Annotated in this window: 21 protein-coding genes; 13 read left to right on the top strand and 8 right to left on the bottom strand. The window is 63.2% G+C overall.

Translation table 11 applies throughout. The annotated features are described in order from the left end of the window. The first annotated feature begins 91 nt into the window (after positions 1 to 91). The 3 genes from AC07O2_RS02780 (at position 92) to AC07O2_RS02770 (ending at position 3,262) form a co-directional block, all read left to right on the top strand. Positions 92 to 1,339 carry an enolase C-terminal domain-like protein gene (locus AC07O2_RS02780; protein WP_495074210.1) on the top strand — a complete coding sequence of 416 codons (1,248 nt, stop codon included), beginning with the start codon at positions 92 to 94 and terminating at the stop codon, positions 1,337 to 1,339. A gap of 97 nt (positions 1,340 to 1,436) precedes the next feature. Continuing rightward, the gene (locus AC07O2_RS02775) at positions 1,437 to 1,976 is read left to right on the top strand and encodes a pseudouridine synthase (RefSeq protein ID WP_495074209.1); all 540 of its coding nucleotides are present in this window, start codon (positions 1,437 to 1,439) and stop codon (positions 1,974 to 1,976) included. 131 nt (positions 1,977 to 2,107) lie between these two features. Further along, a complete protein-coding gene (locus AC07O2_RS02770; RefSeq protein WP_495074208.1) occupies positions 2,108 to 3,262 on the top strand; it encodes a patatin-like phospholipase family protein in 1,155 nt (384 codons plus the stop codon). Here the strand turns inward: AC07O2_RS02770 and AC07O2_RS02765 are convergent. Beyond that, positions 3,259 to 4,302: an NAD(P)H-dependent flavin oxidoreductase gene (locus AC07O2_RS02765; RefSeq protein ID WP_495074207.1), complete on the bottom strand. Its 1,044-nt coding sequence runs from the start codon at positions 4,300 to 4,302 to the stop codon at positions 3,259 to 3,261. The two genes, AC07O2_RS02770 and AC07O2_RS02765, sit on opposite strands and share 4 nt — an antisense overlap. Positions 4,303 to 4,451: 149 nt before the next feature. On the opposite strand from AC07O2_RS02765, the gene AC07O2_RS02760 reads away from it, so the two are divergent. The 5 genes from AC07O2_RS02760 (at position 4,452) to AC07O2_RS02740 (ending at position 9,339) form a co-directional block, all read left to right on the top strand. Further along, a complete protein-coding gene (locus AC07O2_RS02760) occupies positions 4,452 to 4,757 on the top strand; it encodes a BufA1 family periplasmic bufferin-type metallophore (protein WP_495074206.1) in 306 nt (101 codons plus the stop codon). A 165-nt stretch (positions 4,758 to 4,922) separates the two neighbouring features. Further along, positions 4,923 to 5,777, top strand: a complete 855-nt coding sequence (gene bufB, locus AC07O2_RS02755) for an MNIO family bufferin maturase (protein WP_495074205.1) — start codon at positions 4,923 to 4,925, stop codon at positions 5,775 to 5,777. Continuing rightward, on the top strand, positions 5,774 to 6,526 hold the full coding sequence (locus AC07O2_RS02750; protein WP_495074204.1) for an HvfC/BufC N-terminal domain-containing protein: 753 nt from the start codon (positions 5,774 to 5,776) through the stop codon (positions 6,524 to 6,526). The genes bufB and AC07O2_RS02750 overlap by 4 nt, the downstream gene beginning before the upstream one ends. A 3-nt stretch (positions 6,527 to 6,529) precedes the next feature. Continuing rightward, the gene (locus AC07O2_RS02745; protein WP_495074203.1) at positions 6,530 to 7,039 is read left to right on the top strand and encodes a DoxX family protein; all 510 of its coding nucleotides are present in this window, start codon (positions 6,530 to 6,532) and stop codon (positions 7,037 to 7,039) included. A 248-nt stretch (positions 7,040 to 7,287) separates the two neighbouring features. Beyond that, on the top strand, positions 7,288 to 9,339 hold the full coding sequence (locus tag AC07O2_RS02740; protein WP_495074202.1) for a methyl-accepting chemotaxis protein: 2,052 nt from the start codon (positions 7,288 to 7,290) through the stop codon (positions 9,337 to 9,339). Positions 9,340 to 9,526: 187 nt separating this feature from the next. On the opposite strand, the gene trpD is transcribed toward AC07O2_RS02740, so the two are convergent. The 5 genes from trpD to trpE are packed head-to-tail and all read right to left on the bottom strand — an operon-like array spanning position 9,527 to position 13,625. Then, positions 9,527 to 10,546 carry an anthranilate phosphoribosyltransferase gene (gene trpD / locus AC07O2_RS02735; protein ID WP_495074201.1) on the bottom strand — a complete coding sequence of 340 codons (1,020 nt, stop codon included), beginning with the start codon at positions 10,544 to 10,546 and terminating at the stop codon, positions 9,527 to 9,529. 13 nt (positions 10,547 to 10,559) lie between these two features. Further along, positions 10,560 to 11,237, bottom strand: coding sequence for a LysE family translocator (locus AC07O2_RS02730; RefSeq protein ID WP_495074200.1), 678 nt, complete (start codon positions 11,235 to 11,237; stop codon positions 10,560 to 10,562). After that, entirely contained in the window at positions 11,234 to 11,809 is a 576-nt protein-coding gene (locus AC07O2_RS02725; RefSeq protein WP_495074199.1) for an anthranilate synthase component II, read from the bottom strand. The genes AC07O2_RS02730 and AC07O2_RS02725 overlap by 4 nt, the downstream gene beginning before the upstream one ends. Further along, complete coding sequence (locus tag AC07O2_RS02720; protein WP_495074198.1) at positions 11,806 to 12,126, bottom strand: chorismate mutase; 321 nt, start codon at positions 12,124 to 12,126, stop codon at positions 11,806 to 11,808. The genes AC07O2_RS02725 and AC07O2_RS02720 overlap by 4 nt, the downstream gene beginning before the upstream one ends. Beyond that, the gene (gene trpE / locus AC07O2_RS02715) at positions 12,123 to 13,625 is read right to left on the bottom strand and encodes an anthranilate synthase component I (RefSeq protein ID WP_495074197.1); all 1,503 of its coding nucleotides are present in this window, start codon (positions 13,623 to 13,625) and stop codon (positions 12,123 to 12,125) included. Before trpE ends, AC07O2_RS02720 begins: the two co-directional genes overlap by 4 nt. Positions 13,626 to 13,972: 347 nt before the next feature. On the opposite strand from trpE, the gene AC07O2_RS02710 reads away from it, so the two are divergent. Together AC07O2_RS02710 and AC07O2_RS02705 are read left to right on the top strand one after the other, a co-directional pair. Further along, entirely contained in the window at positions 13,973 to 14,554 is a 582-nt protein-coding gene (locus tag AC07O2_RS02710; protein WP_495074196.1) for a chalcone isomerase family protein, read from the top strand. A 175-nt stretch (positions 14,555 to 14,729) separates the two neighbouring features. After that, positions 14,730 to 15,692: a chemotaxis protein gene (locus AC07O2_RS02705; protein ID WP_495074195.1), complete on the top strand. Its 963-nt coding sequence runs from the start codon at positions 14,730 to 14,732 to the stop codon at positions 15,690 to 15,692. A gap of 31 nt (positions 15,693 to 15,723) precedes the next feature. Here the strand turns inward: AC07O2_RS02705 and AC07O2_RS02700 are convergent, their stop codons facing one another. After that, complete coding sequence (locus AC07O2_RS02700) at positions 15,724 to 16,143, bottom strand: hypothetical protein (protein WP_495074194.1); 420 nt, start codon at positions 16,141 to 16,143, stop codon at positions 15,724 to 15,726. Positions 16,144 to 16,166: 23 nt separating this feature from the next. After that, positions 16,167 to 16,577, bottom strand: coding sequence for an acyl-CoA thioesterase (locus tag AC07O2_RS02695; RefSeq protein ID WP_495074193.1), 411 nt, complete (start codon positions 16,575 to 16,577; stop codon positions 16,167 to 16,169). A gap of 41 nt (positions 16,578 to 16,618) precedes the next feature. Between AC07O2_RS02695 and AC07O2_RS02690 the strand changes: the two genes are divergently transcribed. From AC07O2_RS02690 to AC07O2_RS02680, 3 genes are all read left to right on the top strand, one after another. Continuing rightward, positions 16,619 to 18,478 (top strand): ABCB family ABC transporter ATP-binding protein/permease, encoded by a 1,860-nt coding sequence (locus AC07O2_RS02690; protein ID WP_495074226.1) that lies wholly within the window; start codon positions 16,619 to 16,621, stop codon positions 18,476 to 18,478. Positions 18,479 to 18,580: 102 nt separating this feature from the next. Beyond that, the gene (locus tag AC07O2_RS02685; protein WP_495074192.1) at positions 18,581 to 19,522 is read left to right on the top strand and encodes a 2-hydroxyacid dehydrogenase; all 942 of its coding nucleotides are present in this window, start codon (positions 18,581 to 18,583) and stop codon (positions 19,520 to 19,522) included. 41 nt (positions 19,523 to 19,563) lie between these two features. Continuing rightward, the gene (locus tag AC07O2_RS02680; protein WP_495074191.1) at positions 19,564 to 20,496 is read left to right on the top strand and encodes a LysR substrate-binding domain-containing protein; all 933 of its coding nucleotides are present in this window, start codon (positions 19,564 to 19,566) and stop codon (positions 20,494 to 20,496) included. Positions 20,497 to 20,715 lie beyond the last annotated feature (219 nt).

Below are 20,715 nucleotides of genomic sequence, written 5' to 3'. Positions count from 1 at the left end.
TTTGTTTCTGTTCTTTCCCATCCCGCGTCAAACGCACGATGTGCATTTGACGATGACACGCTTTTGTTAGCCGCTCTAAGAAAGAAACGCCATGGCGATCCTGATCACCGACGTCAAAGTCATCCTCACCGCGCCCGAAGGCATCAACCTGCTGGTGGTGAAGATCGAGACCAACCAGCCGGGCCTGTACGGCCTGGGCTGCGCCACCTTTGCCTACCGCCAGCTGGCGGTGCAATGCCTGCTGGAGCAGTATCTGAAGCCGCTGCTGCTGGGCCGCGACGCCACGGCCATCGAAGAGTTGTGGCAGCTGATGCACCAGAACGCTTACTGGCGCAACGGGCCTATCGAGAACAACGCCATCTCGGGCGTGGACATGGCGTTGTGGGACATCAAGGGCAAGATGGCCCAGATGCCGCTGTACCAGCTGTTCGGCGGCAAGTGCCGCGAGGGCGTGCCGATCTACCGCCATGCCGACGGCCGCGACCTGGCCGAGCTGTGCGACAACATCCAGAAGTACCGTGAGCAGGGCATCACCCACATCCGCTGCCAGAACGGTGGCTATGGCGGCGGTGGCTTCGGTGCGGCACCGGCCACGGCGCCGCAGGGCGCGCTGGACGGCATCTACCTGGACAGCAAGCAGTACATGCGCGACACGCTGAAGCTGTTCGAGGGCATACGCAGCCAGGTGGGCTTTGACGTGGCGCTGTGCCACGACGTGCACGAGCGCCTCAAGCCCAGCGAGGCCATCCAGTTCGCCTGCGCGCTGGAGCCTTTCGACCTGTTCTTTCTGGAAGATGCGATTGCGCTGGAGGAGGGCGAGTGGCTGCGCCAGCTGCGCGCCAAGACCACCACCCCGCTGGCGCAGGGCGAGCTTTTCAACCACCCGATGGAGTGGAAGTACCTGATCGTCGAGCGCTTGATCGACTACATCCGCGTGCACCTCAGCCAGATCGGCGGCATCACCGCCGGCCGCAAGCTGCAGATCTTTGCCGAGCAGTTTGGCGTGCGTACCGCCTGGCACGGCCCGGGCGATATGTCGCCTCTGGGCCATGCGGCGAATATCCATATCGACCTGGCGGCGCGCAATTTCGGGGTGCAGGAATGGTCGGGCACCGAGCCACCCAACTTCGTGATCCAGGAGCTCAAAGGCCCGCGCGATGCGCTGTTGGACGTGTTCCCCGGCCTGCCCGAATACCGCAACGGCTACGTCTACGCCAACGACAAGCCCGGTTTGGGCGTCGATATCGACGAGGCCGAGGCCCGCAAGTATCCCTGCGACAACGCCACCACGCTGTGGACCCAGACCCGGCTGCGCGACGGCACGCTGCAGACGCCATAAACATTTTGCTATTGAAAGCGTAGCTGTCTGCGCAGATATTACCTGCGCTGCAGCCTTAAAAGGCTTGTATTTTCAGGGGCTAAAATCGGGCCTGCCCATGGCCAAAATCGTCCTCTTCAACAAGCCTTTCAACGTGCTCACCCAGTTCCGCCCCGACGGCGACCGGCCGACGCTGGCGCAGTACATCCAGGACCCCAGCCTGCGCGTGGCCGGCCGGTTGGACCGCGATTCGGAAGGCCTGTTGCTGCTGACCGACGACGGCGCCTTGAATGCGCGCATCACCCAGCCCCGGCGCAAGCAGTTCAAAACCTACTGGGTGCAGGTGGACGGCCTGCCTACCGAGGCCGCGCTGCAGGCACTGCGCCAGGGCGTGCTGCTGAACGACGGTATGACGCTGCCGGCCAGCGCCCAGGCCATGGAGGCGCCCGCCGTCTGGGAGCGTACGCCGCCGGTGCGCTTTCGCGCGCAGCTGCCAACCTCCTGGCTGGAGATACGCATCTGCGAAGGGCGCAACCGCCAGGTGCGGCGCATGACGGCGGCGGTGGGCCTGCCCACCCTGCGCTTGATACGCGTGCAAATAGGCGACTACCAACTAGGGGATCTACCGCAGGGAGCCTGGCGACTTGCAGCTCCATAGGGCTGTAGCGCAAGTAATATCTGCGCAGGCAGCTATATTTTTGAGAGCGAAAGAGGTTCTTCTGTAAACCTGGCTTTACCCTGCCACCCTATACTGCAACGCAGCATTTTCTGCGTCTGAAAGGTGTTTGCATGAGCGCTTCTCCCATACCCTATCCCGAACAATGCACGCTGGTGCTGCAAGGCGGCGGCGCCCTGGGCGCCTACCAGGCGGGGGTGTATGAGGCCCTGCATACGCATGGTATTGCCCCGCATTGGGTCGCTGGTGTGTCTATCGGCGCCATTAACGCAGCCATCATTGCCGGCAACCCCCCGGAGCTGCGCGTGGCGCGCCTGCGCGAGTTCTGGGAGGGAGTGTCTGCCAACCTGCTGGCTCCCCCGCTGCCCAGCAATTTTGGTGTTGAGGCGCGCGAGTTTTTCAACGAGTCCAGCGCGGCCTGGGTGTCGCTGTTTGGTGTGCCAGGTTTCTTCAGCCCGCGCATGCCGCCCGCGCCCTTCCAGCCGCATGGCACGCCGGCGGCGCTGAGCTACTACGACACGTCTCCGTTGTACAAGACTCTGCAGCGCTTGGTGGACTTTGACCTTATCAATGCCAAGCAGGCCCGGGACAAGGTACGCCTCTCGGTGGGGGCGGTGCATGTCACCACCGGCAACTCCACGTATTTCGATTCTGTGGACAGTAAGTGCCACCGGGTCATCGGACCCGAGCACATCATGGCCAGCGGCGCTTTACCACCAGGTTTTGAACCGGTGGAGATCGGCGGCCATTTCTACTGGGACGGTGGGTTGGTGTCCAACACCCCTCTGCAGTATGTGATCGACCAGCCGGCGGACCATGACATGCTGGTGTTCCAGGTAGATCTGTTCAGTGCCAGGGGCCGGCTGCCGCGCAACCTGAGTGAGGTGGCCGAGCGCGGCAAGGACATCCAGTTTGCCAGCCGCACCCGCTTCAATACCGACCTGGTCGCAATGCAGCAAAAGATATCCAGTACGGCCGCAAACCTGGCTACCAAACTTCCACCAGAATTTGCCAGCGACCCGGACTTACAGCAATTGCTGAATGCCGGTACTGCCGCCGCTTTGACCATCGTGCACCTGATCCACCGCAGCAAGCACTACGAAACCCAATCCAAGGACTACGAGTTCTCGCGTGCCACGGTGCGTGAACACTGGGATGCCGGTCGCAAGGATGTGGAGCGCAGCCTGGCCGATCCGCGTTGGGCCGAGCGTTGCCGCTCGCAGGTCGGCATCACGGTGCTGGACTTGACCCGGCCCGACGAAGCTTAGGCGCCAAAGCCCTGTGCCAGCCGCCGGGTGATCTCCGCCGCCGGCAAGGCCAGGCACCCACTGGCGTTCTGCCCCGACCACAGTGGCGAAAAGTCGCCGCTGTCCAGGCGCTCCGCATGGGCGCGCAGCGGTGCCATGGCGGCCGTGGCCATGGGGAATGCGGGGGCTGCATCGTTCAGCGCGCCCAGCTCGCGTATCACCCGGTTGACGATGCCGCGCGCGGGCCGCCCGGTGAACAAATGGGTCAGCACCGTATGCCGTGCCGCAGGCGATTGCAGCACCGCGCGGTGTGCCTTGCTGGTGGTGGCTTCATCGCTCAGCAGGTAGGCCGTACCCACCAGCACCCCGGCCGCGCCCAGCGCCATGGCGGCGGCCACGCCCTGTGCATCGGCAATGCCGCCGGCAGCTATCACCGGCACCGAGACCGCGCGCACGATCTGCGGCAGCAGGGTGAAGCTGCCCATTTGCAATGACAGGTCGTGCGACAAGAAGTGGCCCCGGTGGCCGCCGGCCTCCAGCCCCTGGGCGATGATGGCGTCCACACCACGTGCCTGCAGCCACAGCGCCTCCTCCACCGTGGTGGCCGAGGCCAGTATCTTGCTGCCCCAGCTGCGCACCCGCTGCAGCAGCGCAGGCGTGGGCAGGCCGAAGTGGAAGCTCACCACCGGCGGGCGAAAGGCCTGCAGCACATCGGCCGCCGCATCGCTGAACGGCGCGCGTCCCGGGCCCGAGGCAATCTGCGCCATGTCCAGCCCCATCTCTGCGTAATAGGGTGCCAGCGCCGCATGCCAGCGTGCCGGCTGCCCGTCTTGCGGCGCGGGCAGTGTGTGGCAAAAGAAGTTGACGCAATAGGGCTTGCGGGTCTGCGCGTGGATGCGTTCCAGCTCGTCGCGCAAGGCATCCAGCCCCAGCAGCGCAGCAGGTAGTGAACCCAGGCCACCGGCCTCGCTCACCGCGACCGCCATGGCACTGCCTTGTACGCCGGCCATGGGGGCCTGGACCAGGGGCAGGGCGGTACCTAAGAGTTGGGTGAGTGACATGGCGTGTCCTGTCTGAAAAAAAATATGAAAAAACTATACAGAGCTTGTAAGAACCCTGGCGCTGCTGCGACTACTTCACAGCAAGCTTGCATACCGCACAGCGTGCTGAAGACACAACCCTTATTCACTTTTATTGACTGGAGATCACCATGACCGCTACCAACACCCGCTTCGCTTCCACCGCTGTTCTGGCCCTGGCTTTGGGTTCTGCCCTGGCCATGGCATCGGCCCCCGCATCGGCAGCCGACGACGCCAAGGAAAAGTGCTTCGGCGTGGCCATGGCCGGCAAGAACGACTGCGCTGCAGGCGCCGGCACCACCTGCGCAGGCACCTCCAAGATGGACTACCAGGCCAACTCCTGGAAGTTCGTGCCCGCCGGCACCTGCGAGACCATGAAGTCCACCACATCGCCCACGGGCATGGGCCAAAAAATGGCTTTCACTGCAAAGATGTAAGCACACCCCCAGGCTACACGCTGCGCGTTTCCGCCAACCCCCTTGCAGGGGGCGATACCAGCGGCCCGGCAAAGCCGGTTCCGCGGTATCCCTGGGGCACTGTTGCTCTCCATCCGGTGCGTAGTGCTGTTCGGCATTTCATCCAACTTCACGACCCAAGAAGCCATGTTTGATTCCGCATTTACGCTGCCTGCCCGCTCCGGCATAGGGCTCAAATCCACACATGTGGGCGAGATTTTGCAGACCTTGCCCGCGCTCGGTTTCTTCGAGGTGCATGCCGAAAACTATATGGTGGACGGCGGCCCTTTCCACCAGCACCTGGCCCGCGTTTGCGAGCACTACCCGCTGTCCATGCACGGAGTTGGCTTGTCCATAGGTGCCGAAGGCCCGCTGGACGCCTGCCATCTTGACGCTTTGGCGGCCCTGCTGGACCGCTACCAACCCGCATCCTTTTCTGAACATCTGGCCTGGTCCAGCCATGGCGGCGTGTTCCTGAACGACTTGCTGCCCATGCCCTATACGGGCCGCACCCTGCAGCGCGTGTGCGAGCATATCGACCAGGTGCAGACCCGTCTGCACCGGCGCATGCTGCTGGAGAACCCCGCCACCTATTTGCAGTTTGCCGAGTCCACCTGGGACGAACCGGCCTTCATCGCCGAGGTGCTGCGACGTACCGGTTGCGGCCTGCTGCTGGACGTAAACAATGTGTTTGTTAGCAGCGTCAACCACAACTTCGACGCCCATGCCTATGTGCGCGCATTGCCGCTGGACCAGGTGGGCGAGATCCATCTGGCCGGTTTTGCCGAACAATGTGACACCGCCGGCGACCCGCTGCTGATCGACCACCACGGCGCGCCGGTGGACGCGGCGGTCTGGCGGCTGTACGACTACACCCTGGGCTTGACCGGCCCGGTCGCCACGCTGATAGAGCGCGACAACGATTTGCCCGCCTTGCCTGTGCTGCTGGCCGAGGCCGGCATGGCCGAGCACCGGCTGCACACCATCCAGGTGACCGCATGAGCGCGCAAGCCCTATTCGCCCAGGCTCTGCTGCAGCCCGCACAGCCTTGCCCTGACGGCCTGCGCGTTTGGAATGGCTCCGACCCGGCGCTGCGTTTCGCGGTGTACCGCAACAACGTGCTGGTGTCGCTGGTCGAAGCGCTGGCCACCACTTTTCCCGTGGTGCAAGCCCTGGTGGGCGAGGAATTTTTCCGCGCCATGGCAGCGCTATTCGTGCGCGCCCATCCGCCGCAGTCGCGCATCCTGGCCTGGTATGGCGCGGACCTGGCCGATTTCATTGAGCACTTCGAGCCTGCTGGCAGCCTGCCCTATCTTGCCGATGTCGCGCGCTTGGAAATGGCCCGCGTGCGGGCCTACCACGCAGCCGATGTGGCCGCTGTGCCATCCGAGGCCCTGCAGGCTGCCCTGGCGCAGCCCGAGCGGTTGGCCAGCTTGCGGCTGGGCGTGCACCCGTCCCTGCAGGTACTGGCCTCGCGCTACGCGGTGTTCTCGCTTTGGGCCGCGCACCAGGGCCCGCTGGACTTGGCCAGCGTGGATCCGTGCCAGGCTGAGACCGTGCTGGTCTACCGCAATGGCATGCAGGTGGAGACCACGGCGGCCAGCCCGGCCAGCGGCCACTTCATCCGCGCTGTATTGCAAGGCGAAAGCCTGCTGGCCGCCGCCAGCGCCGACACCGATCTCAATCTACCGGCCACGCTGGCCCACCTGGTGCGCCAGCAGCTGATCACCCACCTCGATTTTGGAGACTGAACCATGGACACCGTACACACCCTATCGACCGCATCGCCCCCAGTTGCCGCACTGCGCAAGCTCATCGCCCTGTGCGCGCAGATACCGCACACGCTGATCGCCTTTCTGGCGCGCTTTTCCATCGCCGCGGTGTTCTGGAAGTCGGGCCAGACCAAGGTGCAGGGCCTGGCCGTCGACCTGGTGGGCGGCGAGTTCCACCTGGGCTGGCCGCATCTGTCGGACTCGGCGGTGGCCCTGTTCCGCGAGGAATACAAGCTGCCCCTGGTGCCGCCGGAGCTGGCCGCGCCCATGGCCGCCTGTGCTGAGCATTTCTTTCCACTGCTGATATTGCTGGGCCTGGGCACGCGCCTGTCGGCACTGGCTTTGCTGGGCATGACGCTGACCATCCAGCTTTTCGTCTACCCCGAGGCCTACCCCACCCACGGCACCTGGGCCGCCCTACTGCTGTACCTGGTGGCGCAAGGGCCAGGCAAGTTGTCGCTGGACCACGCCATCGCCCGCCGCTACGGTTAGTTAGGTTTGCTATGGTTTAAATAGCTGCTAGCGCAGGTAAATTCTGCGCTAGCGAGCCATTTGTTTAAATTTCTGCGGCGTGCTTGGTCTATGCCAACATGTAATAAATGCGGTTGCGCGATGGCCAACCTCTACGCAGCAGTGGCGTTCTCGGCAAGAATGGATGTGCTTTACTTTTCGTAACATGGACCGTGCTACACGGTCTCTGCCCGCACACCTCACTAGCGCCTGGAGCACCTATGCTTGCAATGTTTACCTCTCTTCGCGGCAAGATCGTCGCCATCACCGCCGCTGTACTGCTGGTGGGGCTGGTTGGCCTGTCGATCAACAACGTCTGGACCGCGCGCCAGTACGCGCTGGAGGCCTTGGACAGCCAGACCCGATCCTTGGCCAACTCGCACGCCGAAGGCGTGGCCGAATGGATCGCGCAGAACCACCGGGTGGTGGCGTCCATCGCGGCCGCGGTGCCCGAGGAAGACCCGCTCAAAGCCCTGGTACAGGCCAAGGTGGCGGGTGGTGTGGACTCGGCCTACATCGGCTATGCCGACAAGAAGGCCATCTTCTCCGAGGTGCGTACGCGGGCCCCGGACTACGACCCCACCGTACGCCCCTGGTACCAAAAGGCCTCGGCGGCAGACGGTCCGGTGGTCACCGACCCTTACATTGGCGCTGCCTCCAAGAAGTTGCTCATTACTTTTGCCGCCGCCGTGAAGGAGGGAGGCCAGGTCAAGGCCGTGACCGCCGCCGATGTGCTGATGGACACCGTGTCGCGCAACGTGGCTTCCATCCGCCCAACGCCCGGTAGTTACGGCTTTATCGTGTCCAAGGCCGGCAAAATCGTGGTGCACGAAGATGCCAACTTGCTGCTCAAGCCGGTGGCCGATATTGCACCTGACCTGGGCCAAGGCGGCTTTGCCGACCTGAAAGGTCTGACCGACATCAAGATCAATGGCGAGTCCCGCCTGGTCTATGCCGCACCCATCACCGGCACTGACTGGTCGCTGGTGGTGGCCCTGCAACGCGACGAGGCCACGGCCGGCATCCGCGCCATGGTCTGGTCATCGGTCGTCGGCGCCCTGGTGGTGGCGGTGGCAGTGCTGTTCATCATCGCAACGGTACTCAGCAAAACCCTGCGTCGTCTCACCGTGCTGCGCGATGCCATGCAAGAGGTGGGCTCGGGCGACGGCGACCTGACCCTGCGCGTGGCCACCAGTGGCAACGACGAGCTGGCCACCATTGCCTCCAGCTTCAATCAGTTCGTTGAGAAGATCCACGCCGTGATGCAGCAGGTACGCACCAGCGCCGATGGCGTGGCCATGGCCAGTGTGGAAATCTCGCAGGGCAATAACGACCTGAGCGCGCGCACCGAGAACCAGGCCAGCGCGCTGGAGCAGACCTCTGCCTCCATGGAAGAGCTGGGCGCCACCGTCAAACAAAACGCCGACAGCGCGCGCCAGGCCAACCAGCTGGCGATGACCGCGTCCTCGGTGGCCATCCAGGGCGGTGAGGTGGTGGGCCAGGTGGTCGAAACCATGAAGGGCATCAACGAGTCCTCGCGCAAGATCAGCGACATCATTGGTGTGATCGACGGCATAGCCTTCCAGACCAATATCCTGGCGCTGAACGCTGCCGTGGAAGCGGCCCGTGCGGGCGAGCAGGGCCGGGGCTTTGCCGTGGTGGCCAGCGAGGTGCGCAGCCTGGCCGGGCGTAGCGCCGATGCGGCCAAGGAAATCAAGCAACTCATTTCCACCAGTGTGCAGCGGGTGGAGCAGGGCACGGCCCTGGTGGACCAGGCCGGCGCCACCATGACCGAGGTGGTGGGCTCCATCCAACGCGTGACGCAGATCATGGGCGAGATCAGCGTCGCCAGTGCCGAGCAAAGCTCGGGCGTGTCGCAGATCGGAGAGGCCGTCACCCAGATGGACCAGGTGACCCAGCAGAACGCCGCGCTGGTGGAGCAGATGGCCGCAGCGGCCAGCAGCCTCAAGTCCCAGGCTGGTGATCTGGTGGACGTGGTGGGTGTGTTCAAGCTGGCATCGCATACAACCCAAACGTCCCACAAACCGCAGCGCAGTGCCTTGGCTCCGGTGGCCGCTCCGCACCGGACCAGCGTGGCGCCAGAGCCACGACCCGCAGCCAAGGCACCAGCCGCCAAACCTCTGGCCTCGGCGGCTAAGACCGCTGCGCCTGCACCTGCGCGGCCCGCGGCGGCCAAGCTGCCGGCGCCTTCGGCCCGCAAGCCCGTGCCGGCCAAACCCGCCAAGCCCGCGGGTGGAGAGGACGACTGGGAAACCTTTTAAGCACGCAGCCAGGCGCGCGCGCAGCAAGGGTGAAAGGGCCCGGCGCCGGTTAGCGTGCCGATTGGAATCGGCGCCTTTAGCGTCTTTAATGCGGGTGTTTTATGTCTGCGGCGCAGATATTCTCTGCGCAGGCAGCTATCAAAATAGAAGCAAGCGCGGCAATGTGCTTGCTTACCTCGTGTAGCCGCTAGGCGGTGGTGGCCTGTACCAGCTGGGCCAGTTTGGCCTTGGCCGCGCCGGATTCAATCGCGGTCCGTGCCAGCTGCAAGCCTGCTGCCAGCGAGTCGGCCACATTGGCGGCGTAGAGCGCGGCGCCGGCATTGAGGATCACGATGTCGCGCGGGGCACCATGGTCGTTGTTCAGCACGCCCATCAGCATGGCCTTGGATTGTTCGGGTGTGTCCACGCGCAGATTGCGGTGGCTGGTCATGGTCATGCCGAAGTCCTCAGGGTGGATTTCGTACTCGGTGATCTCGCCATTTTTTAGTTCGCCCACCAGGGTGGCCGCGCCCAGGCTGACTTCGTCCATGCCGTCCTTGCCGTAGACCACCAGCGCGTGCTCGGCGCCCAGGCGCTGTAGCGCCCGCACCTGGATGCCCACCAGGTCCTGGTGGAACACGCCCATCAGGATGTTGGGGGCTCCGGCGGGATTGGTCAGCGGGCCCAGGATGTTGAAGATGGTGCGCACGCCCAGCTCCTTGCGCACCGGTGCCACGTTCTTCATGGCCGGGTGGTGGTTGGGGGCGAACATAAAGCCTATGCCCACGTCGGCAATGCACTGCGCGATGGCCGGGGAGGCGAGGTTGATGTTTACGCCCAGGCTCTCCAGCACATCGGCGCTGCCGCTGCTGCTGCTGACGCTGCGCCCGCCGTGTTTGCTGACCTTGGCGCCGGCTGCTGCTGCTACGAACATGCTGCAGGTGGAGATGTTGAAGGTGTGGGCGCCATCGCCGCCGGTGCCCACGATGTCTACCATATGGGTGGTGTCGGCCACATGCACCTTGTTGGAGAACTCGCGCATCACCTGGGCGGCGGCGGTGATCTCGCCTATGGTTTCCTTCTTCACGCGCAGGCCGGTGATCAGCGCGGCCATCATCACCGGCGACATCTCGCCGTTCATGATCAGGCGCATCAGGTGCAGCATCTCGTCGTGGAAGATTTCGCGGTGTTCGATGGTGCGCTGCAGGGCTTCTTGGGGGGTGATCATGGGAGGCTCCGGTTCAATTGCTAGGGGTGCTGGACAAGGCCAGCTTCAGGCCAAAGCCGACAAACAGCGCACCGGCGCCGCGTTCCAGCCAGTGCATGCCGCGCCGCACCGCGCCCATGCGGCGGGCGGCCCAGGCGGCCAGCAAGGCATAGCCGAGGTTGATCGGCACCGCGTTCAGGTTGAACAGCAGGCCGAGCAGCACGAAGGACAGCGTGGGATGCGCGCTGCCCGGGGTGATGAACTGCGGTAGAAAGGCCAGAAAGAACAGCGCCACCTTGGGGTTCAGCGCATTGGTCCAGAAGCCTTGCAGAAATACTTTCTTTAAGCTTTTTGTGCCGCTGGCGCTGGTGGAATCTGCGGGAGCAGCTATCGAATCGGTAGCAATGGGCGGTTTCGGCGCGCGCAGCATCTGCACGCCAACCCACATCAGGTAGGCCGCGCCCACCCACTTCAGCACCGTGAAGGCGGTGGCCGAGGCGGTGATCAGCGCGCTGACGCCGACGGCGGCCGCGAAGATGTGGACGAAGCAGCCGGCGGTGATGCCAAAGGCCGCCACCACGCCGGCCCGCCAGCCGCCGCGCAGGCCGTTGCTGAGGATGTAGAACACGTCCGGGCCGGGTGTCAGGTTCAGCAGCCAGCCGGCGGCGATGAACAGCGGCAGGTGGACGATGCCCAGCGCGTCCAGGCTCATCGCGCCCCCTGGTCCAGGAAGTTCTTCAGCATCGCGTGGCCATGCTCGGTGAGGATGGACTCGGGGTGGAACTGCACGCCCTCGATGGCCAGCGTCTTGTGGCGCACGCCCATGATTTCGCCGTCATCGGTCCAGGCGGTGATTTCCAGTTCCGCCGGGCAGCTGCTGCGCTCGATGGACAGCGAGTGGTAGCGGTTGACGGTGAACTGCTCCGGCAGGCCTGCGAACACGCCTTGCTGGGTAGTGGTGATGACGCTGGTCTTGCCGTGCATCAGCTGCTGCGCCCGGATGATGGTTCCGCCAAAGGCTGCGCCAATCGCCTGGTGGCCCAGGCAGACGCCGAGGATGGGTAGCTTGCCGGCGAAGTGCTGGATCGCGGCGACGGAGATGCCGGCCTCTTTGGGCGAGCAGGGGCCGGGGGAGATCACCAGCCGGTCCGGTTTGCGCGCGGTGATTTCCTCGAGGGTGATTTCGTCGTTGCGCACCACCTCTACATCGGCGCCCAGTTCACCAAAGTACTGGACGATGTTGTAGGTGAAGCTGTCGTAGTTGTCGATCATCAGCAGTTTCATGCGGACTCTCCTGCGTGGATTTTGTCAAACGTGCGCTGCTCGTAGGCGATGGACGCGTCGATCATGGCGCGGTAAGTGGCTTCCAGAATCTCCGGCGGCGCACCCAGGCGGGCGGCCTGGGCTTTGACGCGGGCGACGATGAACTCGACCCGCTCCAGGTCGACGATCTGGTCGGCACGCTGCTTGATGCGCGCGGCCTGGGTCATGTAGTCGCTGCGCTCGGCCACCAAGGCCGTGATGCGTTCGTCCAGCGCGTCGATGTGCTGGCGCACTTCGGCCATGTTGTTGCAGTGCTGGGCTTTGATGGGCGTGCTCATTCCAGTCCTTCCTCTACCAATTCGCTGGCGCGCAGCAGGGCGCGGGCCTTGGCCTCGGTTTCTTTCCATTCCAGCTCGGGTACCGAGTCGGCCACGACGCCGGCTGCGGCCTGCACGAACAGGGTCTGGTTCTTGATGATGCCGGTGCGGATGGTGATGGCCACGTCCATGTCACCGGCGTAGCTGATGTAGCCGCAGGCGCCGCCGTACAGGCCGCGCTTGGTGGGCTCCAACTGGTCGATCAGCTCCATGGCATGCACCTTGGGCGCGCCGGTCAGCGTGCCGGCGGGGAAGGTGGCCTTGAGCACATCGATGGCACTCATGCCGTCGAGCAGCGTGCCTTCGACATTGCTGACGATGTGCATCACATGGCTGTAGCGCTCCACTGCAAAGGCCTCGGTGACCTTCACGCTGCCGATCTTGGCGATGCGGCCGATGTCGTTGCGTGCCAGGTCGATCAGCATCACGTGTTCGGCGCGTTCCTTGGGGTCGGCGATGAGTTCGGCTTCTGCCGCTTTGTCGGCCTCGGGCGAGGATCCGCGCGGGCGGGTGCCGGCCAGTGGGCGGATGGTGACTTTTTGTTCGCCACCGGGCATGGATTCCTGGCGCACCAGGATTTCCGGCGAGGCGGCGACTACGTGGAAGTCACCCATGTGGTAGAAAAACATATAGGGCGAGGGGTTCAGCGCCCGCAGTGCGCGGTACAGCGACAGCGGCGATTCGGTATAGCGCTTCTTGATGCGTTGGCCGATCTGCACCTGCATGAAGTCGCCGCCAGCGATCAGCTCCTTGGCGCGTTCGACGGCCGCAATGTAGTCGGCCTTGGCGAATTCGCGCTCGGTGGGGTGGCTTTGCGTGGGCTTGACGATGGGCGCGCTGACCGAATATTTGAGCTGTTCCTTGAGTTCGCGTAGACGCTTCTTGGCCGTGGCATAGGCCTCGGGCTGACTGGGGTCGGCATAGACGATCAGGTATAGCTTGCCCGACAGGTTGTCGATCACCGCCAGCTCTTCGCACTGCAGCAGCATGATGTCGGGGCAGCCCAGGGTGTCGGGTGGGCAAGTGGCTTCGAGTTTTTTCTCGATGTAGCGCACTGCGTCGTAGCCGAAGTAGCCAGCCAGGCCGCCGCAGAAGCGTGGCAGGCCGGGGCGCAGCGCGACCTTGAAGCGCTTCTGGTAGATTTCGATGAAGTCCAGCGGATTGCCCTTGTGGGTCTCTACCACCACGCCGTCACGCACGACTTCGGTTTGGGCTTCAGCACCAAAGCCGCTGGCGCGCAGGAAGCTGCGTGCCGGCAGGCCAATGAAGCTGTAGCGGCCAAAACGCTCGCCACCAACTACGGATTCCAGTAAAAAGCTGTAGGCGCCACCGTTACGTGTGTAGGCCAGTTTGAGGTAGAGAGAGAGCGGGGTTTCCAGGTCGGCGAAGGCTTCCAGCATCAAGGGGATGCGGTTGTACCCGTCCTGGGCTAGGCTTTTGAATTCAAGTTCGGTAATCACGAAATTCACCTTATGTGAAATGCCAAGCCGCTGGGGGCTGGGCGTCAGCACGGTGTGCTGGGTCTATCAGGCATTGCCTCTGGGCGAGGCGCGGGGCGCACGGCAGGGCCGTGCAGATCAGGTGCGCGCAGAAGTTGGCTTACGCCAAGACCAGGCTCCCTGGCCGAGGCAACCTGCAGTGATCGTGCATGGGATAGACATGGCTAAAGTGTAGCAAACCGTTGGCCACCGGTCGCCTAGGTGACCCGAGTTCAGGGTTTGTCAGGAGCCGCGCGGGCTGGGCTGGCCGTTGCAGGGGTGAGAATGCAGGTGTCGCGGCCCAGGCTGCTTACACAGGGTGATTGCATATGCATGCGAGGCGTTTCTTGGGCACGATTTTGCTGGGCTTGTGGGCGGCAGGGGCGGCCTACGGTGTGACCGTGGCCGGCGTGGCTTACCCGGATAGCGTGGAGCAGCGCGGCGTGGCGCTGCAACTGAATGGGGCGGGAGTGCGCTACAAGGCTGTTTTCAAGGTCTATAGCGCAGGCTTGTACCTGGGCAAGAAGGCCGGTACACCCGAGGACGTGCTCGCCATGCCGGGGCCCAAACGCGTCAGTATCACCATGCTGCGCGAGATCGATGCTAACGAGCTGGGCAAGCTGTTCACCCGTGGCGTGGAGGACAACACTAGCCGCAGCGAATTGTCCAAGCTGGTGCCCAGCTTGTTCCGCATGGGTCAGGTGTTTGCAGAGCAAAAGAAGCTGCTGCCGGGCGACAATTTTGTGCTGGAGTGGACGCCGGGCGAGGGTACGCTGTTGTTCGTCAAAGGTAAGCAACAGGGTGAGGTTTTTCCTGAGCCCGAGTTTTTCAATGCTTTGCTGCGTATCTGGCTGGGAAACAGCCCGGCGGACTGGAAGCTCAAGGACGCCCTGCTCGGCAAGCCAGGCTGATGTTTTTCAGGCTCTAATGGCTATCGACAAGCCTCCGAGCATGTTGTTACAGTCTTCTGCTTCGAAAAAATATTGAACAGGTATGTAGGGGTTCGCACTGTATTTTGGGCGATCATGTTAAAACTTGTAAAAAATCCAAATCCAGTTCTAATGGCACGCATTAAAGGGGAAAACTATGGCGACCGTACAGCAAGAGATTGACGAACGTACCAACCTGACCAGCAGCAACAAATTTGAGCTTTTGCTGTTCCGCCTCGGTGAAGCACCGCATTCGACCAATCGCGAGCTGTTTGGCATCAACGTGTTCAAGGTGCGTGAAATCATGGTGATGCCGACGATTACCGCCGTGGCGGGCTCGTCCAAGCACCTGCTGGGCATGACCAATATCCGGGGCCAGGTGATTCCGGTGATCGACTTGGCCGGTGCTGTGGGCTGCCTGCCCAAGAATGGCCTGAACATCCTGATGGTGACCGAATACGCCCGCTCGACCCAGGCGTTTGCAGTGGAAGAGGTGGACCAGATTGTGCGCCTGGACTGGGGCCAGGTGCTGTCGGCCGAGTCCAATACCGCGGGCGGCATGATCACCAGTATTGCCCGTCTCGACGGCGATATTGACAACACCCGTCTGGCCCAGGTGCTGGACGTGGAGCAGATTCTGCGCAACGTGATGCCTCCCAAAGAGCCGGATGTGGACCCCGCCAGCGTGGGGCCCAAGATCAATCTGCGCCCTGGCTCGGTGGTCATCGCCGCCGACGATTCTCCACTGGCGCGCACCTTGGTCGAGCAAGGTCTGACCGCTGTGGGCGTGCCCTACATCATGTGCAAGACCGGCAAGGAGGCCTGGGAGAAGGTCCAGGCTTTGTCCGAGGCGGCGCAGGCAGAAGGCAAGTCCATCCAGGACAAGATTGCTCTTGTGCTGACCGACCTGGAAATGCCCGAGATGGACGGCTTTACCTTGACCCGCAACATCAAAAAGGATTCGCGGCTCAAATCGATTCCGGTCATCATCCATTCGTCCCTGTCTGGCTCGGCCAACGAGGTGCATGTGAAGAGCGTGGGGGCAGACGCCTACGTCGGCAAGTTTGTGGCCGAGGAGCTGGCCGCGACCATCCGCAAAATTCTGGCCGCCGCGGGCTAAAGGCCCATGGGTTGGTGGCTGTCGCCAGCCATCACCCCAGGTAGCCCACCAGCTCCAAAATCAGCAAAACCGCATACGGAAAAGCCACTGTAGGCCGCAGCGCATGGCTGGCATATTCGGCCAGTAGCCCTGTGGTGCCGGGGCGGCTTGCCTGCCATTCGGTATGCAGCTGGCAGGCGTTGCTGGCCGGAGCCTCGCTCTGCACCAATTGCTCCACCCGCACCAGGCGGGCACCCAGGCGCGCCTGGGATGTGCGGTAGATGCTTTCCTGTATCCAGACCAGCAAGGCCAGGCCGGCCGTCAGTTCATACGGCAGCGCCAGCACATAGCCCGTGGCAAAAGCCACCAGGGCCGCCAGCTTCAGCAGCATGGCGCCTCGCTCGTATTGCTCATGGTTGTTCTGCAGCGTGCGCCATTCTTCGACCAGGGCGGAGTGGGGGGCAATAGGCATGGGTGGAGGTACCGGAGAGTTGCTTAGTCTTGCGGGGGCAGGGGGCGTGGTTCGCCATCTTCGGTAATGGCGACGTAGGTGAGCGAGGCTTCGGTGACCTTGGTGTAGCGGCCCTGGCGGTGCAGGCGCTCCGAATACACCTCGACCCGCACGGTGACCGAGGTGCGCCCGATGTGGGTGGCGGCCGCATACAGCGACAGGATGTCGCCCAGATGTACCGGCTGCTTGAATACGAATTCCTTCACGGCCACGGTTGCGACCCGTCCCTGCGCGACGCGCGCGGGGATGACCGATCCCGCCAGGTCTACTTGCGACATGACCCAGCCGCCAAAAATGTCGCCGCTGGCATTGCAGTTGTTCGGCATGGGAACTACTTTCAGTACCAGTTCCATATCGGAGGGTAAAGCCACATGCGTGTCGGAATGTGCGGACATCAGGGACAATCGGTTGGTAATAACACGTGAGATTCTCCCCGATGCGCCGCTCTGGCGAAATTGCCCCTCTTCCCGTCATGTCTGGCCATTCCGCTGCTGCGCCCACGCAGTCCGATTGGCATACCCTGCGTCGCCTGTTTCCCTATCTGTGGCAATACAAATGGCGCGTGGTGGCCGCGCTGAGCTTCATGGTTGCCGCCAAGGCCGCCAGCGTCAGCGTGCCCTTGTTGCTGAAAAAGCTTGTCGATGCCATGAGCCCCGCCGGGGGGCATGTGGCGGGGATGCCGACCCAGGCGCTGGTTCCCACCTTGGTACTGGCGGTGCCGGCTGCACTGCTGGTGGGCTATGGCTTGTTGCGCCTGTCTACCTCCTTGTTTACCGAGCTGCGCGAACTGGTGTTTGCCAAGGCCACGGCAGGCGCGGCGCGGCGCATTTCGCTGGAGGTGTTCCAGCACCTGCACGCTCTGAGCTTGCGCTTCCATCTGGAGCGCCAGACCGGCGGCATGACGCGCGACATCGAACGCGGGACGCGGGCGGTGAACTCGCTGATCTCATACTCGCTCTACAGCATCATTCCCACGCTGATCGAAGTCGGCTTTGTGCTGACCCTGCTGGCCGTGAAGTTCGATGTGTGGTTCGCCTGGATCACCTTGATTGCCCTGGTGGTGTACATCGCGTTTACCGTGACGGTGACCGAGTGGCGCACCCAGTTTCGCAAGACCATGAACGAGCTGGATTCGCATGCGCAAAGCCGCGCTATTGATTCGCTGCTGAACTTCGAGACCGTCAAGTACTTCAACAACGAAGCCTTTGAGGCCAAGCGCTACGACGAAAACCTGGAGCGCTACCGCCGCGCCTCGGTGAAGAGCCAGACCACGCTGAGCCTGCTCAATACCGGCCAGCAGCTCATCATCGCGGCCAGCCTGGTGGCCATGCTCTGGCGCGCAACCCAGGGCGTGGTGGACGGTCGCATGACGCTGGGCGACCTGGTGATGGTCAACGCCTTCATGATCCAGCTCTACATCCCGCTGGGCTTTCTGGGCGTGATCTACCGTGAGATCAAGCAAAGCCTGACCGACCTGGAAAAGATGTTCGCCCTGCTGGAGAAAGAGCGTGAAATTGCCGATCGCCCGGACGCTCAGCCGCTACAGCTGGACGCAAACGACGGCCATCCCGATGTGCGGTTTGAGCATGTGTTCTTTGCCTACGAGCCGGCGCGACCGATTCTGCAGGACGTGAGCCTGCATATTCCAGCGGGCAAGACGGTGGCGGTGGTTGGGCCCTCGGGCTCGGGCAAGTCCACCCTGGCACGCCTGTTGTTCCGCTTCTACGACGTGCAGCAAGGCGAGATCCTGATTGCCGGGCAGAACATCCAGAACGTGACCCAGGCCAGCGTGCGTCAGGCCATAGGCATCGTGCCGCAAGACACGGTGCTGTTCAACGACACGGTGGAATACAACATCGCCTACGGCCGCCCCGGCGCCAGCCGTGCCGAGGTGGAAGCGGCCGCCCAGGCCGCGCGCATCCATGGCTTCATCAGCGCGACGCCCAAGGGTTACGACACCATGGTGGGTGAACGTGGGCTGAAACTTTCGGGAGGCGAGAAGCAGCGCGTGGCCATTGCCCGCACCCTGCTGAAGAACCCGCCCATCCTGATCTTCGACGAAGCCACCTCGGCCTTGGATTCGGCCAACGAGCGTGCCATCCAGGCCGAGCTGCAAACCGCCGCACGCAACAAGACCACGCTGGTGATCGCCCACCGCCTGTCCACTGTTGTGGACGCGCACGAGATCCTGGTGATGGACGCGGGCCGCATCATCGAGCGTGGAACGCACAGCCAGCTGTTGCTGGCCAATGGCCGCTATGCAGCCATGTGGGCGCTGCAGCAAAGCGCTGAGTAGGGTTTGAGGAAATATGCCGCTAGCGCATATATTACCTGCGCTGGTAGCTATGAATTTAATAGTAAATGGTGGAGCCCACCAATTGGATAGACCGTTCTGACCATGCCATCACTACGTCCCAAACTGCTTGTCTTGAACTACATGGCCGATGTCCACCAGGCCATGATCACGCCATTCTTTGACCTGATTTACGCGCCCACGGCGGATTTGCGGGCCGCCCATGTAGCGGCCGATGGCCCGGCCATCCAGGTGGTGCTGACCATTGGCAGCGTAGGGCTGACGGCAGCCGAAATGGACGCCATGCCCGCGCTGCAACTGGTCTGCGCCCTGGGTGTGGGGTTTGAAAATATCGACCTGGCCCACGCCAGGGCGCGTGGCTTGGTGCTGGCCAACGGCGCCGGCACCAATGACGACTGCGTGGCCGACCACGCCATGGCCCTGCTGCTGGCCGTGGTGCGCAATGTACCCAAGCTGGACCAACAATGCCGCCAGGGCCTGTGGCGCGATGCCTTGCCGTTGCCGGCCAGCGTTTCATACCGCCGCCTGGGTATCGTCGGCCTGGGCGGCATTGGCCACAAGGTGGCCCAACGGGCGCTGGGCTTCGGCATGCAGATTGGCTACCACGGCCGCAAGCAGCAAGAGCAGGTACCGCACCGCTACTTTGCTGATCTGCTGTCTTTGGCTGCATGGGCCGACTTTCTGGTGGTGGCCACGCCCGGTGGGCCGGCGACGCGCCATCTGGTGAATGCCGAGGTGCTGGCTGCACTGGGGGCTGGAGGCTATCTGGTGAACGTGGCACGCGGTAGCGTGGTGGATACCGCTGCGCTGGCCGAAGCCTTGCGCAGCGGCCAGATCGCCGGTGCCGGCCTGGATGTGTACGAGAGCGAGCCCCTGCCGCCCGCAGAGCTGCTGGGCTTCGACAATCTGGTGCTGACGCCGCACCTGGGGGGCTGGTCGCCCCAGGCCATTGAGGCATCGGTGCAGCGCTTCATTGAGAACGCGACCCGGCACTTCGCGGGGCAGGCCGTGGTTTCCCCGATTTAGGATTGGCGTGTGGGTTTCGGGGCTGCGGCCATAATCTGGCCATGGAAACCAAATGGCTAGAAGATTTCATCAGCTTGGCTGAAACCCGCAGCTTCAGCCGCTCCGCCCAGTTGCGGCACGTGACCCAGCCGGCGTTCTCGCGCCGCATCCAGGCGCTGGAGGGCTGGGCCGGTACCGACCTGGTGGACCGCAGCTCGTACCCGACGCGGCTCACGCCCGCCGGCGAAACCCTTTACGCGCAATCGCTGGAGATGTTGCAGGCGCTGCAAAGTACACGCGCCATGCTGCGGGGCCACCATTCGGCCGGGCAGGACGTGATCGAGTTTGCCGTGCCGCATACCCTGGCGTTCACCTTCTTCCCGGCCTGGGTGTCTTTGCTGCGCGAAAAGTTTGGACCGATCAAAAGCCGTCTGATTGCCCTGAATGTGCACGACGCGGTGATGCGTCTGGTGGAAGGTAGCTGCGACCTGTTGATTGCCTACCACCACAGTTCCCAGCCCTTTCAGCTGGCCGCCGATCGCTATGAGATGGTGAGCCTGGGGCAGGAGGTGATTGCGCCCTACGTCAAGGCGGATTCCGAGGGCGCGCCGTTGTTCCAGCTGCCGGGTCGCCCAGGGCAACTGCTGCCCTACCTGGGCTACGCGCCGGGCGCCTATCTGGGCCAGACGGTGGACATGATTTTGAAGCAGTCGGCCACGCCCATCCACTTGGACCGGGTGTATGAGACCGACATGGCAGAGGGCCTGAAGGCCATGGCCCTGGAGGGCCACGGCATTGCGTTTTTGCCCTACAGTGCTGTCAAGAAAGAGTTGCGAACACGCAAACTGGTGAGTGCTGCGCCACCCGGTTTGACCGGGCTGGAGATGACCATGGATGTGCGGGCCTACCGCGAAAAGCCCAGTGGCCCCACGGCGGCCAAGGGTACCGCCCAGGCCTTGTGGACCTACCTGGCATCCCAAAAAACTGCGAAGTAAGCCGGCCGTTGGCGTTCATGCGTCGGTGGTCCAAATGCTGGAATCAGCGCACTCGGCGGACTATGAAAAGTTTGCATATGGCGGCGCGCAATCAGCATTGGTGTTTGGCGAAACAGACATTTACAGTTCGCCACCTTCATGAAGCCTGGAGACTTGCACACTGCGGATAGCCGCATTGCATGGAGGTTTTTGGGCGGTATGGCGCTTGGACGGGCGGTG

It is taken from the genome of Rhodoferax sp. GW821-FHT10B06, from assembly GCF_059415605.1.
This window is presented reverse-complemented; position numbering and strand designations above follow the sequence as displayed.

Coding starts and splice junctions, on each gene's coding strand:
- AC07O2_RS02780 (WP_495074210.1), top strand. CDS start 92: ATGGCGATCCTGATCACCGACGTCAAAGTCATCCTCACCGCGCCCGAA.
- AC07O2_RS02775 (WP_495074209.1), top strand. CDS start 1,437: ATGGCCAAAATCGTCCTCTTCAACAAGCCTTTCAACGTGCTCACCCAG.
- AC07O2_RS02770 (WP_495074208.1), top strand. CDS start 2,108: ATGAGCGCTTCTCCCATACCCTATCCCGAACAATGCACGCTGGTGCTG.
- AC07O2_RS02765 (WP_495074207.1), bottom strand. CDS start 4,302: ATGTCACTCACCCAACTCTTAGGTACCGCCCTGCCCCTGGTCCAGGCC.
- AC07O2_RS02760 (WP_495074206.1), top strand. CDS start 4,452: ATGACCGCTACCAACACCCGCTTCGCTTCCACCGCTGTTCTGGCCCTG.
- bufB (WP_495074205.1), top strand. CDS start 4,923: ATGTTTGATTCCGCATTTACGCTGCCTGCCCGCTCCGGCATAGGGCTC.
- AC07O2_RS02750 (WP_495074204.1), top strand. CDS start 5,774: ATGAGCGCGCAAGCCCTATTCGCCCAGGCTCTGCTGCAGCCCGCACAG.
- AC07O2_RS02745 (WP_495074203.1), top strand. CDS start 6,530: ATGGACACCGTACACACCCTATCGACCGCATCGCCCCCAGTTGCCGCA.
- AC07O2_RS02740 (WP_495074202.1), top strand. CDS start 7,288: ATGTTTACCTCTCTTCGCGGCAAGATCGTCGCCATCACCGCCGCTGTA.
- trpD (WP_495074201.1), bottom strand. CDS start 10,546: ATGATCACCCCCCAAGAAGCCCTGCAGCGCACCATCGAACACCGCGAA.
- AC07O2_RS02730 (WP_495074200.1), bottom strand. CDS start 11,237: ATGAGCCTGGACGCGCTGGGCATCGTCCACCTGCCGCTGTTCATCGCC.
- AC07O2_RS02725 (WP_495074199.1), bottom strand. CDS start 11,809: ATGAAACTGCTGATGATCGACAACTACGACAGCTTCACCTACAACATC.
- AC07O2_RS02720 (WP_495074198.1), bottom strand. CDS start 12,126: ATGAGCACGCCCATCAAAGCCCAGCACTGCAACAACATGGCCGAAGTG.
- AC07O2_RS02710 (WP_495074196.1), top strand. CDS start 13,973: ATGCATGCGAGGCGTTTCTTGGGCACGATTTTGCTGGGCTTGTGGGCG.
- AC07O2_RS02705 (WP_495074195.1), top strand. CDS start 14,730: ATGGCGACCGTACAGCAAGAGATTGACGAACGTACCAACCTGACCAGC.
- AC07O2_RS02700 (WP_495074194.1), bottom strand. CDS start 16,143: ATGCCTATTGCCCCCCACTCCGCCCTGGTCGAAGAATGGCGCACGCTG.
- AC07O2_RS02695 (WP_495074193.1), bottom strand. CDS start 16,577: ATGTCCGCACATTCCGACACGCATGTGGCTTTACCCTCCGATATGGAA.
- AC07O2_RS02690 (WP_495074226.1), top strand. CDS start 16,619: ATGCGCCGCTCTGGCGAAATTGCCCCTCTTCCCGTCATGTCTGGCCAT.
- AC07O2_RS02685 (WP_495074192.1), top strand. CDS start 18,581: ATGCCATCACTACGTCCCAAACTGCTTGTCTTGAACTACATGGCCGAT.
- AC07O2_RS02680 (WP_495074191.1), top strand. CDS start 19,564: ATGGAAACCAAATGGCTAGAAGATTTCATCAGCTTGGCTGAAACCCGC.